Origin of the sequence: Azospirillum sp. A26 (assembly GCF_042604635.1) — a bacterium.
GTDB classification, from domain to species: Bacteria; Pseudomonadota; Alphaproteobacteria; order Azospirillales; family Azospirillaceae; genus Azospirillum; species Azospirillum palustre.
Map to the genome: position 1 here is coordinate 1,074,717 of NZ_CP170472.1, position 13,586 is coordinate 1,088,302.

General features: G+C 63.3%; 14 protein-coding genes and 1 tRNA gene. 5 read left to right on the top strand and 10 right to left on the bottom strand.

Annotation, left to right across the window (positions count from 1 at the left end):
- Positions 1 to 79 precede the first annotated feature (79 nt).
- The 3 genes from purM (at position 80) to ABNQ39_RS05580 (ending at position 2,097) form a co-directional block, all read left to right on the top strand.
- A complete protein-coding gene (gene purM, locus ABNQ39_RS05570) occupies positions 80 to 1,141 on the top strand; it encodes a phosphoribosylformylglycinamidine cyclo-ligase (protein WP_376959413.1) in 1,062 nt (353 codons plus the stop codon).
- A gap of 21 nt (positions 1,142 to 1,162) precedes the next feature.
- Complete coding sequence (gene purN, locus ABNQ39_RS05575) at positions 1,163 to 1,828, top strand: phosphoribosylglycinamide formyltransferase (protein WP_376959414.1); 666 nt, start codon at positions 1,163 to 1,165, stop codon at positions 1,826 to 1,828.
- A 125-nt stretch (positions 1,829 to 1,953) separates the two neighbouring features.
- Positions 1,954 to 2,097 (top strand): aa3-type cytochrome c oxidase subunit IV, encoded by a 144-nt coding sequence (locus ABNQ39_RS05580; RefSeq protein ID WP_109051686.1) that lies wholly within the window; start codon positions 1,954 to 1,956, stop codon positions 2,095 to 2,097.
- A 49-nt stretch (positions 2,098 to 2,146) separates the two neighbouring features.
- On the opposite strand, the gene ABNQ39_RS05585 is transcribed toward ABNQ39_RS05580, so the two are convergent.
- From ABNQ39_RS05585 to ABNQ39_RS05610, 6 genes are all read right to left on the bottom strand, one after another.
- A complete protein-coding gene (locus tag ABNQ39_RS05585) occupies positions 2,147 to 4,795 on the bottom strand; it encodes a valine--tRNA ligase (RefSeq protein WP_376959415.1) in 2,649 nt (882 codons plus the stop codon).
- 66 nt (positions 4,796 to 4,861) lie between these two features.
- Complete coding sequence (locus ABNQ39_RS05590; RefSeq protein WP_376959416.1) at positions 4,862 to 5,389, bottom strand: DUF2497 domain-containing protein; 528 nt, start codon at positions 5,387 to 5,389, stop codon at positions 4,862 to 4,864.
- A gap of 255 nt (positions 5,390 to 5,644) precedes the next feature.
- On the bottom strand, positions 5,645 to 7,048 hold the full coding sequence (locus ABNQ39_RS05595; RefSeq protein ID WP_098739751.1) for a TolC family outer membrane protein: 1,404 nt from the start codon (positions 7,046 to 7,048) through the stop codon (positions 5,645 to 5,647).
- A gap of 2 nt (positions 7,049 to 7,050) precedes the next feature.
- Entirely contained in the window at positions 7,051 to 7,377 is a 327-nt protein-coding gene (locus ABNQ39_RS05600) for a rhodanese-like domain-containing protein (RefSeq protein WP_098739752.1), read from the bottom strand.
- Between the two features lie 102 nt (positions 7,378 to 7,479).
- Positions 7,480 to 8,136, bottom strand: coding sequence for a protein-L-isoaspartate O-methyltransferase family protein (locus tag ABNQ39_RS05605; protein WP_376959417.1), 657 nt, complete (start codon positions 8,134 to 8,136; stop codon positions 7,480 to 7,482).
- Complete coding sequence (locus ABNQ39_RS05610; RefSeq protein WP_376959418.1) at positions 8,133 to 8,354, bottom strand: hypothetical protein; 222 nt, start codon at positions 8,352 to 8,354, stop codon at positions 8,133 to 8,135. Before ABNQ39_RS05610 ends, ABNQ39_RS05605 begins: the two co-directional genes overlap by 4 nt.
- Positions 8,355 to 8,441: 87 nt before the next feature.
- Between ABNQ39_RS05610 and ABNQ39_RS05615 the strand changes: the two genes are divergently transcribed.
- Positions 8,442 to 8,515, top strand: a tRNA-Cys gene (locus ABNQ39_RS05615).
- Between the two features lie 306 nt (positions 8,516 to 8,821).
- Here the strand turns inward: ABNQ39_RS05615 and ABNQ39_RS05620 are convergent.
- The gene (locus ABNQ39_RS05620; RefSeq protein ID WP_376959419.1) at positions 8,822 to 9,475 is read right to left on the bottom strand and encodes a hypothetical protein; all 654 of its coding nucleotides are present in this window, start codon (positions 9,473 to 9,475) and stop codon (positions 8,822 to 8,824) included.
- Between the two features lie 322 nt (positions 9,476 to 9,797).
- Positions 9,798 to 10,346, bottom strand: coding sequence for a recombinase family protein (locus ABNQ39_RS05625; RefSeq protein WP_376959420.1), 549 nt, complete (start codon positions 10,344 to 10,346; stop codon positions 9,798 to 9,800).
- A 264-nt stretch (positions 10,347 to 10,610) separates the two neighbouring features.
- Here ABNQ39_RS05625 and ABNQ39_RS05630 point away from each other — a divergent pair, with 264 nt between their 5' ends.
- Positions 10,611 to 11,048, top strand: coding sequence for a hypothetical protein (locus ABNQ39_RS05630; RefSeq protein WP_376959421.1), 438 nt, complete (start codon positions 10,611 to 10,613; stop codon positions 11,046 to 11,048).
- Between the two features lie 60 nt (positions 11,049 to 11,108).
- Here ABNQ39_RS05630 and ABNQ39_RS05635 read toward each other — a convergent pair whose 3' ends face one another.
- Both ABNQ39_RS05635 and ABNQ39_RS05640 read right to left on the bottom strand, forming a co-directional pair.
- Positions 11,109 to 11,486, bottom strand: coding sequence for a hypothetical protein (locus ABNQ39_RS05635; protein WP_376959422.1), 378 nt, complete (start codon positions 11,484 to 11,486; stop codon positions 11,109 to 11,111).
- A 545-nt stretch (positions 11,487 to 12,031) separates the two neighbouring features.
- Positions 12,032 to 13,393: a hypothetical protein gene (locus tag ABNQ39_RS05640; protein WP_376959423.1), complete on the bottom strand. Its 1,362-nt coding sequence runs from the start codon at positions 13,391 to 13,393 to the stop codon at positions 12,032 to 12,034.
- Between the last annotated feature and the right edge of the window lie 193 nt (positions 13,394 to 13,586).

Consider the following 13,586-nt stretch of genomic DNA (forward strand, 5'->3'; position numbering starts at 1 on the left):
GAGTATGTTCGGCCCGAGCCCAAGGCCCGGTATATAGCTCAGCCCAAGCGAGGATACCATCAGCACCCAGTCCTATAACATGTCCGACGCCTACAAGCAGGCCGGTGTGGACATCGATGCGGGCAACGCGCTTGTCGAAGCGATCAAGCCGCTTGCCCGCTCCACCGCGCGTTCAGGCTCCGACGCGGGCCTGGGCGGTTTTGGCGCGCTGTTCGATCTGCGCGCCGCCGGCTACCAGGATCCGCTTCTGGTCGCGACCACCGACGGCGTCGGCACCAAGCTGAAGGTGGCGATTCTCGCCAACCGCCACGACACCGTCGGCATCGATCTCGTCGCCATGTGCGTCAACGATCTGGTGGTGCAGGGCGCCGAGCCGCTGCTGTTCCTGGATTACTATGCCACCGGCAAGCTCGACGTGGCCGCCGGCCGCGACATCGTCGCCGGCATCGCCGAAGGCTGCCGTCAGGCCGGCTGCGCGCTGGTCGGCGGTGAGACCGCCGAGATGCCGGGCATGTATTCCGAGGGCGATTACGACCTCGCCGGCTTCTCCGTCGGTGCGGTGGAACGCCAGCACGCCCTGACCGGTTCCGCCGTCCAGGCGGGCGACGTGGTCCTCGGCCTCGCCTCCACCGGCGTGCATTCCAACGGCTACTCGCTGGTGCGCAAGCTGGTCGAAAAGTCGGGCCTCGACTACGACTCCGCCTGCCCGTGGGACGCGTCGAAGACGCTGGGCGAAGCCCTGCTGACTCCGACCCGCATCTATGTGAAGAGCACGCTGAAGGCGGTGCGCGCCGGCACGGTCCGTGCCATGGCCCACATCACCGGCGGCGGCCTGATCGAGAACATTCCGCGCGTCCTGCCGGACGGGCTGGGCGTCGCTCTCGATGCCTCGACCTGGACCCTGCCCCCCGTCTTCTCCTGGCTGATGAAGACCGGCGGCATCGCTCCGTACGAGATGGCGCGCACCTTCAATGTCGGCCTCGGCATGGTCGTCGTGGTTCCGGCCGACAAGGCGGCCGAGGCCATCGGCATTCTGCGCGAGGGCGGCGAGACGGTCTTCACCGTCGGCACCGTCACCGCCCTGAAGGACGGCGACGCCCGCGTGACCGTCACTGGCATGGACGCGGCCTGGACCGCGTAAGGGACGCCTAAGGATTCGTTGATGAGCAAGTTGAAGCTCGGCGTCCTGATCTCGGGGCGCGGCAGCAATCTGCAGGCGTTGATCGACGCCTGCGCCGCGCCGGGTTTCCCGGCCGAGATCGCACTGGTGCTGTCCAACAAGGCCGATGCCTTCGGCCTTGAGCGTGCGTCAGGCGCTGGGATCGCCACCGCGGTGGTCGACCACCGCGGCTATCCCGGCGACAAGCCGGCCTTCGAGGCGGCGATGGATGCCGCTCTGCGCGAGGCCGGTGTCGAGCTGGTATGCCTTGCCGGCTTCATGCGCCTCCTGTCGCCCTGGTTCGTCGGACAATGGCACAACGCGCTCATCAACATTCACCCGTCCCTGCTGCCCTCTTTCAAGGGGCTGGACACCCATGAGCGTGCGCTGGCCGCCGGCGTCCGCTTCCATGGCTGCACAGTGCATTATGTGCGTCCTGAAATGGACGAGGGTCCGATCATCGCCCAGGCCGCGGTTCCGGTCCTGCCCAACGACGACGCCCACAGCTTGGCCGACCGCGTCCTTTTGTCGGAACACAGGCTCTATCCGCATGCCGTCCGCCTGATCGCCGAAGGCCGTGCCCGAATCGATGGCGATCTGGTCCGGATCGACGGTCCGGTTCCGGACCTCGCGGCCCTGGTGAACCCGCCGCTGAGCCCGTCACTCTAAGGGCCCCGTCCCTTCCGATCACCACCCTTCCGGCATGGTTGACGGTTCCACTCGGAATCTGTTGCGTTTCTGTGCGTCCGCGTCAAAATTTGCGGGCAAAAGAAACTGTTGGAGGGTTGATCGATATGGCGGCCGTGAGTCCCAACCCGGTCAGTGCGGAGACCGTCCGCTCACATCAGGCGACCTGGATCGCCTTCACCAAATTCATGAAGCTCAGCATCGCCGGGGTCATCGCGGTGCTGGTGCTGCTGGCGATCTTCACGCTGTAGCGGACGGGTGGGGAGGGGGCATGGGCAACCAAGCCCCCTCCCCCACACCTCACCCGGCCAGCATCTCCAGCGCCTTCTGCAGCTTGTCGCGGGCCTGATCGGCGGCCTCGCGGCGGTCGCGCTGCTCCTCGATCACCTCTTCCGGAGCCTTGGCGACGAACTGCTCGTTCGACAGCTTGGCGTCGATCTTCTTGATCTCACCGGCCAGCTTGTCGATCTCCTTGGACAGGCGCGCCTTCTCCTTGTCGAGATCGACGATGCCTTCCAGCGGCAGGACCAGCGTCGTCTCGTCCAGCACCGCCTGGACGCTGCTCTTCGGCACATCGCCCTGGAGCGGCTCGACGCTGGACAGGCGCGCCATGCGCAGGATCAGGTCGCGGTGGGTGTCCAGCCGCTTCAGGCTCACCGCGTTCGCATCCTTCAGCTTCAGCTCGATCTGCGCCGCCGGCGGGACGTTCATCTCCGACCGCATGGAGCGGACCGAGCTGATCAGACGCACGACCCAATCCATCTCGTCGCGCGAATCCGGATCGACGCTGTCGGCGGCGAACTCCGGCCATTCAGCCGAGATCAGCCGGTTGGCGCGGGCCGGCGACAACTGCTCCCACAGCTCTTCGGTGATGAAGGGCATCAGCGGATGCAGGATGTGCAGGATCTGGTCGAGCACCCAGGCGGTGGTCGCCCGCGTTTCCGCCTTCGCCGCCTCGTCGGTACCGGCAAGGATCGGCTTGGTGAACTCCATGTACCAGTCGCAGAAGGTGCCCCAGGTGAACTGGTAGGCGGCACCGGCGGCCTCGTTGAACTTGTAGGCGTCGATGGACTCGGCGACCTTCTTCGCCGCATCTGCCAGCGCGCCGACGATCCAGCGGTTGACCGTCTGGGTCAGGCCGACCGGCTTGTAGCCGGCGACCGGATCGCAGCCGTTCATCTGGCAGTAGCGGGCGGCGTTCCACAGCTTGGTGGCGAAGTTGCGGTACCCCTCGACCCGGTTCACCGCCAGCTTGATGTCGCGACCCTGCGCGGCCATCGCCGACAGGGTGAAGCGCAGCGCATCGGTGCCGTACTGGTCGATGATCTCCAGCGGATCGATGACGTTGCCCTTCGACTTCGACATCTTCTGGCCCTTCTCGTCGCGAACAAGGGCGTGGATGTAGACGGTGCGGAAGGGCACGTCCTTCATGAAGTGCAGGCCCATCATCATCATCCGGGCGACCCAGAAGAAGATGATGTCGAAGCCGGTCACCAGCACGTCGGTCGGATAGTAGCGGTCCAGTTCCGGCGTCTGGTCCGGCCAGCCGAGCGTCGAGAAGGGCCACAGCGCCGACGAGAACCACGTGTCGAGCACGTCGGCATCGCGCGTCAGTTCCACATCGCTGCCGTAATGCACCTTCGCGGCGGCGTGCGCCTCCTCCTCAGTCTCCTCGACGAAGAAGGTGCCGTCCGGACCGTACCAGGCCGGGATCTGATGGCCCCACCAGATCTGGCGGCTGATGCACCAGGGCTGGATGTTGCGCATCCATTCGAAATAGGTGTTCTCCCACTGCTTGGGCACGAACACCGTCTTGCCGGTCTCCACCGCCTCGATGGCGGGCTTCGCCAGGGTCGCGGCATCGACATACCACTGGTCGGTCAGCCACGGCTCGATGGCAACGCCGGAGCGATCGCCGTGCGGAACCATGTGGGTGTGCGGCTCGATCTTCTCCAGAAGCTCGAGCGCCTCCAGCTCGGCGACGATCCGCTTGCGCGCCTCGTAACGGTCCAGCCCGCGGTAGGCTTCGGGAACGTTGTCGTTCAGCCGGGCGTCGCGATCCATGATGTTGATCTGCTCAAGCCCGCAGCGCTTCCCGACCTCGAAGTCGTTGAAGTCGTGGGCCGGCGTGATCTTCACCGCACCCGACCCGGTCTCCGGATCGGCATATTCGTCGCCGACGATGGGGATCAGGCGGCCGACCAGCGGCAGGCGGACCATCTTGCCGATCAGGTCCTTGTAGCGCTCATCCTCCGGATGCACCGCCACGCCGGTGTCGCCCAGCATGGTTTCCGGACGGGTGGTGGCGACCACGATGAAGCGCCCCTCTTCCCCGTCGATGGGGTAGCGGAAGTGCCAGAGGTTGCCCTTGATCTCCTTCTGCTCGACCTCGAGGTCGGAGATCGCGGTGTGCAGCTTCGGGTCCCAGTTGACCAGCCGCTTGTCCTTGTAGATCAGGCCCTGACGGTGCAGTTCAACGAACACCTTGCGGACGGCGCGGCTCAGCCCCTCGTCCATGGTGAAGCGTTCGCGCGGCCAGTCGGGGGAGGCGCCCAGGCGGCGCAGCTGGCGGGTGATGGTGCCGCCCGATTCGGCCTTCCATTCCCACACCTTGTCGATGAAGGCGTCGCGGCCGAAATCGTGGCGGGTCTTGCCGTCCTTCGCCAGATTGCGCTCCACCACCATCTGGGTGGCGATGCCGGCATGGTCGGTTCCGGGCTGCCACAGGGCGTCGCGGCCGCGCATGCGGTTGTAGCGGGTCAGCACGTCCTGGATGGTGAAGGTCAGCGCATGGCCCATGTGCAGGCTGCCGGTGACGTTCGGCGGCGGCATCATGATGGTGTAGGGCTTGCCGTTCCCCTGCGGCTGGGCGGCAAATGCGCCCGACTCTTCCCACAGGCGGTAGTGCTTCTCCTCGACCTCGGCGGGCCGGTACGTCTTTTCCAACATCACCACGAACTTTCGCTAGAAACGTCTCAACCAAGGATCAAAAAGGCGGGTCTCGGAAAGACAGGGTCAGAACTTCTGCGACCGCCGGATCATGCGGTCGATCTCCTGCTGGACCAGCCGCTCGACCACCGTTGGCAGATTCTCGTCCAGCCATTCCTTCAACAGCGGCTTCAGCAGCTCGCGCACGACCTCTTCCACCGTGCGGATGCCGATGGGCATCGGGCCGATGGACAGGTCGTCGCCCAGCTCGCGCGCCAGATGGGTCAGGTGGTGCGAGGCATCCTCCGCCGTCCGGCGGGAGATCAGCCCGGCATCCGGATCGACCGCGCGGCGGCGCGGACGCGGCGGGGGCGGCGGCTCGTCATCCTCGAAATCGTCGAAGGCCGGCATCGGCCGCCGGGCGGCGGGACGCGGCGGCGGCATCGGCTCGGGTTCCGGCTCGTCCCAGCGCGGCGGAGGAGGAGGCGACGGCTCCGGAAAGGCCGGCTCCTCCGGCCAGGGGTCGGGATCGGGCTGGCCGAAGTCGGGCCGCTCGTCCGGTTCATCCTCCACCATCTGGGTCAGTTCCAGAACGTCGTCGTCGTCCTCCACCATCGGGGGTGGCGGGGGCGGCGGCGGAGGGGGCGGCGGAGGTGGAGGCGGCGAAGGCGCCTGTGTTTCCGATTTGGCAGGCTCGCCGTCCTCGGAAATGATCCGCCGGATGGAGGCGAGGATTTCCTCCATCGAAGGTTCTTGCTGGCCCTTATCGCTCATCTTGGCAACCCGAGACGTCAACCTGCCCCAAACCTAGGGCAGGGCTGGCAAAAAAGCCACAATACAAAAACGGCCCGCTTTCGCGGGCCGCTTCGTTCATTCGGTCACCGAAGTTCCGAACCACTTGCCCCGCGTCTTGTCGTAATTCGCGGTCGGGTCGTATTTCTGGACCGGCAGGTTCAGCCTGTCCGCCGTCAACTGTCCGCTGGACGCCAGTACATTGAAGGCCGCGACCATTTCGTCGTGCTGGGCACGGACGAGGAAGACGCGGGCGTTCAGCAGTTCCTGTTCCTGGTTCAGCACGTCGAGCACGGTGCGCGAACCGACCTGCGCCTCCTGACGGACGCCTTCCAAGGCGATCTGCGCCGCCTTGATCTGCGCCGAGTAGGACTCGATGCTGGCGCGGGCCGTTTGCAGGGCCTGCCAGGCGCTGACCGCCGATTCAGTCACCTGACGGCGGGATTCCTCGATCTGCAGGCGGGCTTGGTTGGCAGTCTGCTTGGCCTCGCGGACCAGGGCTTCCGGCTGACCGGCCTGATAGAGCGGGATGGTCACCTGAGCGGTGACCTGCGCACTGTCGGAGCGGTTCAGATCGATGCCGGACGAACGGCCCGGATCGTAGGTGCGGGTGCCGCTGGCCGAGAGGTTCACCGACGGCAGCAGGCGGCCGTACTGCTGGTCCACCGCCTCGCGCTGCGCCGCCTCGGTGTAGGAGGCGGACAGGACGTTCGGGTTGTTGGCGCGGGCCAGTTCGACCAGCTCGTCCAGGTTCTTCGGCAGGCGGAAGGCCGGTTTCGGCGCCTTCAGCTCGCCGGGAGCGGCACCGACCAGACGCTCGTAGGTGGCGCGGGAGGCGCGCAGCGTGCCTTCGGCCGAGATCTTGGAGGCGATGGCGGCCGACAGGCGCGACTCGGACTGGCTGACGTCGGTGCGGGTGTATTCGCCGACGCGGAAGCGGTCGCGGGCGGCGTCCAGCTGACGGCGCAGCACCTGCTCGTTGTTGGTCTGCAGCTGCAGGATGGCCTGGTTCTGAACGATGTCCAGATAGGCCTGGGCGGCGGCCAGCAGGACAGACTGTTCCGAGGCGATCAGGGTGGCGCGCTGCGCCTCGACCAGCCGCTCGGCGCGGCGGACTGCCGGGGCGACGGTGGCGTCGTAGATCGGCTGGGTGGCGGTGACGCCGACGCTCTTGGCGTTGGCTTCCGAGCCGGTCGAACCGCCGTCGAACTTGCTCTCGCTTGTCGAGCGGGAGATGCCGGCGGTCACGCGGGCGGTCGGACGGTAGCCGGACAGCGCCTGGGGCACGCCTTCGTCGACGGCACGCAGGCGGGCGCGCTGGGCACCGATCGTCGGGTTGTTGGCATAGGCCTGGGCGAGGGCCTGCTCGAGGGACTGGGCCTGGGCCGTACCACCGCCGGTCACTGCTGTGCCCATCGTAGCGGTCAGGGTCAGGGCCGTCGCCAGCAGCCAGCGGCGCGCAAAACGGCTTCGCACGGTCATGTTCAGTAGACCTTCATGTTCGGGTCGATTCGGCGCGCCCAGGCATCGACACCGCCATCCAGGTTGATGGCACGGTCGAAGCCCTTGGAACGCAGCCACATGGTGACCTGCGCGCTGCGGCCACCGTGGTGACACACGACGACGACATCGCGGTCCTTCGGCAGCTCCTCCACCCGACCGGGAAGCCCGTTCATCGGGATGTGCAGGCTGCCGTCGATGGCGCACAGCGCAAACTCCCACGGTTCGCGCACGTCGAGGACGACCGGTTCGTCGCCGGCCTTGCGGCGGCGGTCCAGTTCTTCCACCTCGATCTCAAACGGTGCGGCCATGGTTGCTCACTTTCGTGCAAGGGCGACGGCGACGGTAGCGCAGAACCGCGCAGAGGTAAACTGCACGGTTCAGTTCAAGACCAGTCCAACCGGCGAATCCGGTCAGAACACGAAGGAGGCCTTCTTTTCGAAGCCCGGCAGCGCGTGCGGCTGGGCCTCGAACAGGATGCGGCTGGACACCACGCCGGCGGTGCGCTGGAACAGCCGGACCTCGCCGACGCTGCCCTTGCCCTGGACGATGGCAAGCAGACGCCCGCCTTCCGCCAGCTGGCCGGTCAGCGACGCCGGCACCTCCGGAACGGTACCTTCGACGACGATCACATCGTAAGGGGCGTTTTGGGCGTACCCCTCCGCCAGCGGACCGGTGACGGTCCTGGCGTTGGCGATCCCCTGCCCGGCCAGCGCCGCGGCCGCGGCGGCGGTCAGCTCTTCGTCGCAATCCAGGCCGACGACCGACGAGGCGAGCCGCCCCAGCACCGCGGTGGAGTAACCGCCGGCGGCACCGACGTCGAGCACGCGGTCGGTCTCCTGCACGGCAGCGGCCTGCAGCATACGGGCGAAGACCATCGGCTCCAGCAGGAAGCGGCCCTTGCCGATGGGGAGATCGTCGTCGACATAAGCGACGCCGCGCGCCGACGAAGGAACGAAGGCTTCGCGCGGAAGCTCCGACAGGACATCGACGAGACGTTGATCCGTCACCTTGTTGGGGCGGATCTGTCCCTCGACCATGAAATAGCGTGCGGCGGCGAAATCGGTCATGGCGGTCGCTTATTGATGTGTTGTGACGACACCGGCACCAAGCCGAACAGCGAACGGCTTCCTGCCATGGCCGTATATAGCCGCAAAGGCTTGGCGAACACAATGTCACGAGCGATATGCGCGCGGGCTTTGCCGAAGGCCGGGAAAACGGCAGGCGGAGACGTCGGCAAGAAGCGGTCATGCCGGCTGGATCGACGATGTTCAAAAATCGTCACCATTCGCCTTGACCGCTCCGTTCCAGGCCGCTATACCACCGCTCCACACCGAGGGCGCACCGGAAACGGCGCGCCGGTGCCGGTCAGGATGGCGCGGTGGCAGAGTGGTGATGCAGCGGACTGCAAATCCGTGTACGTGGGTTCGATTCCCGCCCGTGCCTCCATCCTAACCCTCTGGAAACCTTAGGGTTTTCAGCCTTTAGCCCTGAAGCCTAGTTGGCGCAGGGCACCCAATTTGCTCCCATCTTGCTCCCAATTGCACCCAAGGCTTCGGCCTGCTGTGGGCGTTTGCTCCCACAGCTGATCCGTTGCCCGACGAACTCGCATTTCTGCCTTATCGCGGTAAAGTAGTCCAGCTTTGCCGTAGCCGCATTGCTGATACGCTTTAGGTTCATGGGAGCAAAATGGGAGCAACTACCCTACCTGCCATCTGAAATCAGCTACACGGCAGTCGTCAGCGCTAGTTCGGCTTAGGCTCGCTTTGCAGAACGGGGGCGGCGGTTTCGTGATTGTGTGACCTTGCTGGCCCAACGGCAGTTCTCAGGGGTATAGTCCCCATCATTGTTGATACGGTCAAGCGTGTAGCCTTCTGGCCGCTCGCCCATATCCTCCACAAATGCCAGGAAGGAATTGCGCCAACGTTCGCAGACCTTGATCCCGCGGCCTCCGTAATATTCCCACCCGGTACTTTTAGGGTTTCCGCATCGCTGGATCATCATCGTGTATGTTTTATACAGCGGATGCTCTGACTGTCCTTCAATCTTCTCTGCGCAAGGGCTAAGACACCTATAGCCGGGCCTACGAAGGGCCGCCGCATGTCTGACTGCAACGGTCCCGCACTCACACCGCGCTTGAACAAGGCGGTTCCCGTGGGTGTCCGACCCGGCTTCTGCAAGAACTGTAACCTTGCCGTATGTATTCCCCGCCATTGGCATTTTGGAGATGCGCTGACGAAACGGTGTATTCTCATTGGCAGGCTTGGACGTAGAGGAAATAAGCCACATCTTGCGTTTTATCTTGTGGCAGTCTTTACATTTTGCATCGTAGCGGCCATTCGACGGGCGAAAATAGTAATCTCTGAGCGGAAATTCCTTACCGCAATCCCGACAAACTTTGGTGTTCATGGTCGTTAATCCTGAGTGATTGTTATCCTCAGGGTGGGTGCATTGTTCGGTGGCAGTTAGCAGGGCGCCGCGCCTACCCCGGTGGGGGCCGATTGTCGAAATGCCGCCCCCTCTGCGGAAACCGAAGATCGAAAGGGGTGGGGGTGCCGGGGAGTCCCATTGGAAAATCTGGGGCGGTCCACTGCCGGTGAAGGTCGGAACAACAACAAAACAACAGCGGTTTAGCCCCAATCTACGAACCATGGTTTTCAAGGGGCCGGGGGAGGGCCGGGAGTGTCTTCCGGTCCCTTGGGACTCCTACCGCCCTGCCCTGCCCCACGGTTCAGGCATCGGCCCCAAGGATGCGGTAGACGCTGGCACGGCCGATCCCGAGCCGCTTGGCAATCTCCGTTGCCCCTAGCCCTTCCGCCTTCAGGGCCATTAGCTCGGCGGTATTGATGGACGGCTTACGGCCCTTGTAGACGCCTTCCGCCTTGGCCTTCGCAATCCCCTCTAACTGCCGCTCCTTTCGGATGTTCGTCTCAAACTCTGCGAACACGCCAAGCATACCGAGAAAGGCTTTACCGGCCGCGGTGCCTGTGTCGATAGGCTGTTCGGTTGCCTTCAGCGCCACGCCCTTAGCTTCCAATTCCCGCACAATGTCCTGTAGGTCAGCGATAGAGCGGGCAAGGCGGTCAACCCGCGTGACCATCAACGTGTCACCGGGGCGAAGGAACTGTAGGAGGGTTTCCAGTTCGGCCCGTCCGTTCCGGGTGGTGCCGCTGACCTTCTCAGTACGGATCACGTCACAGCCGGCAGCCCGAAGCGCCTCTTCCTGTACGGTGAGGTTCTGATCGGTAGTGCTGACCCGTGCATAACCGTAAACCGCCATGACACCCTATTCCTGTCTCGTTTGGTTCTAGACCCTGCCTTGATGCACTGTCTTGCAGCACCAGTCAACCCAAATGAGACGCAGAAAGCCTAGGCTTGGGTGTCTTGCTGAAACGCCTCGTTTAGGTATACCTGAACAAGACGGCCCCACAGGGGGTAGCGGGTGTTGGGACCGCTATCGCCCCCGCTGTAAGGCAGTTGCCGACACCAGGGATACCATCAAGCGGACACGCTTACCCCTTCCAGATAGCCAACCAAGCCGTGTATGGGTGAAGAGGCGCAAGCGTCTCTTTGGTTGAAATTATCTTCTGGTGGAAAAATGATTGATTTGAAGGAAGCCATTGGAAAAGTAATCATCGGTGGGCTGGCTATCGGCATACTCATTATGACGGTTTGGCTCATAAAGTTCGCCGTTCGGTGCATCGCCAAGCCGTTCAGAAGAAAGACAGAAGCGGCCCCGGTTCCAAGAAATATACCATCCTTTCACAGTGTCGATAGGGCGGGACAGATGGGGGATATTGATACAGCACGTATAATTGACTTACTAAGTGAAATTCGCCGCCACCAATTAGATACGATGCTGCGCCTCGACAGGCTTGAAACGGCTCTAGAACGCGCTTCAGGCGGGACACCTGATAAACTGAACGCATACGGCCGGCGCTACACCGATCCCGATCAACAGGAAGGCGCAGGCCGGCCGTAGGGATGCGATAGAATGGACAAACGTGGGAAATAAGGGGTGTTAGCCTGCGGGCTTGGTCGCCTACTTCAGGCCCTTCGCCAACCCTTCCGCCACATGGGCAATCCGAAGGAACTCGGCCCGAAGGAACTCCGCGGCCTTGGGAGTTATGGGCGCGTCACGGTTGTTCAGGGCATTGGCGGCCATACTCACGGCGCTATCGGTGCAATCGGTATCGACGGCACCAAAGCCCGCTATCAGCGACCGCACCAGTTCGCGGACTTGGGCTTCGTCTCCGCGGGTCATGCCAACAGGGCCGTAGACCAAGGAGGGGGTGCAGAGAAGTTCATTCAGTTGGAAAGCCGTACCGCAGACACCAGCAAGACCCATGATCGCACGGGCCTTCCCAAGGTCGGTACGGCGGTTCAGCATTTTCGCTATGGCATCGGTACGCTTGGTCACGGCGGGTTCCTTTCGGCAAGGTTAGGGTGTTCGCGGGAAGGGGATTTCCTTCCGCGGTTCGGGCGACTTGGGTGATGTGAAGCGGCTTCGTTAGGAGAAGGTTTAAGTCACTGAAACCTGCGCTACAAGGGTGAAATTTGCGTGACTTAAACTTTTCACCGTGAGAGGGTCAACGGATGGAGAACTCAGAATGGCAAGTCCGCGCCAAGCAAGCGGGCCTATCTCAGGAAACGCTTCGGTCCCTGCTGAAGCTGTCCAAGAGCGGTGTGTCCCAAGGCATCCGCGGGGCGTGGGCGTCTGGTGTCCCTCAGTCGATCAAGGCAACCGTCATCGCCTGGGAAATCATGACCCCCGAACAGCGGGCCGAATGGGTGCGTCTAGCAGAGGGGGTGGATTGAGAAGACCTACAGGAAGGGCCGTGGAAGAGTCAGGGGTGCCGCCAAGCTTCCGCCTATAGGCAGGTAGCCGGAAAAGGGCAGACTGCATCCCTGAGGCGTCCTGAGTCTCCCACGGGCCAAAGCCGCAGCCTCCCCACCTCTGTTCAGTTAGACACCACCGCCGAGCATCCCGGTTCCGCCCAAGGCGTTGTTTCCGACCATCCCGCCCCCGGTGTAGCTGGGGGCTGCCGGGGTCTTGAAATAGGTGTTGTAGAGGTTCATTCCGGTGCCGAGCATACCAAGGCCGGTGAACCCGCCACCGATAGCCCCCTGAAGGGCAGAGGCACCCGCGCCTTGACCGGCATAGGCGCCTGTCTCTGTTTTCGTACCGCCCCAACCATTAGAACCGACAATCTCATAGTATCGCTTCAGAAGATCGGTGGAACGGGTGTCCTGCCCCTGCCAACGCTGGAAATCGGCTTGGTTCTGATTGTTTGCGTCGGACTGGTAAACACCGCCCGCACTCAGCACCGCTCCCGCGTTATTCAGTCCGATATTGTTGGACAGGTCCGCACCCTGGAAACCAAGGCCCGTCTGCCCCGCAAGCTGTCCATTGGACGTGATGCGGTTCCCAATCTCGGCGTTCCGCGCATCCTGTGCCCCGTTCAGGGCATTTAGCCCCTGTCCGGTGAAGTTCAGGCCGGCAGAGAGGGCGCCAAGGTTCGTCTGTGCGTTCGCCTGTCGGGCACCTTCGGCAAGCTGTAGCCCCGACTGGTAGGCATTGCTGCGCATGGTCGCGGACATATTGCCGATGGTTCGGGCAGCCTGCCCCCGCATTTCAGCTTCAGCGGCACCCGCCCGGCTGGAATTGAGGTTCCCGCCCGCACTCGCTTGGTTGTTCAGGCCAACAAGGCCCGTCCCAAGTTGATCGGTGACGTCTGCCGAAGCGGCGTCAATCTGACTCTGAAGATAGGGGTTGTCGGCATACTGCCCCGCCGCGGCGATGTTCACCTTGGTCGGATCGTTCTGGGCGTTCGCAATGGTGCCCATGATTGCGCTGTTCAGGGCGCCCGAGTTGCCAAGCGCCCCGGTGCCAAAAGCTGCCATAGCGCTCGACTGATCCCCAGGAACACCCGCCCCCCAACTTCCCGCGGCACCATTTACGGCATTGTCTGCGAAGAAGCCGCCGCGGGTGAGGGCGTCAACACTGGCGTTCGTGGTCTTGCCGGCCAGCATACCGCCGTTCGTACCCGCCCAATTGGTAATCCCGCTCAAGCCGGCTTTCTGAACGTCATTCAGTCCCGTATAGAGGTTGCCTTGGTAATAGGGGGTGTTCTGGGCACTGGCGAAATTCGCCTGAGCCTTCTGCCATGCATCTGTAAGATACGGCTGTTGCTCAGCCCATGGAACGGTTGTAGTGGTTTGCCCCTTTTCCGCCGCCTTAGCCTGGGCTTTAGCAGAAGAACTTGCTGACATTGCCCCGATACCCGCCGACGCAACGGTAGCCGCTGCAATCGCTGAAAATCCCATAGAGTATATCCTTTACGCTACGCTCTGTATGGCGTGGCTTCAAACCACCACCAAATATCGAACAAATTCAAAAACATTGAAGCGGTACGGACTGGGGTAGAGTCTGACCATCTAACAAGAGTCACCTTACTAACTAACTCCGCATGGCTTCCCTTAGTCCTTACCATTCTCTCTCAGGGTGGGTGAATTGTTC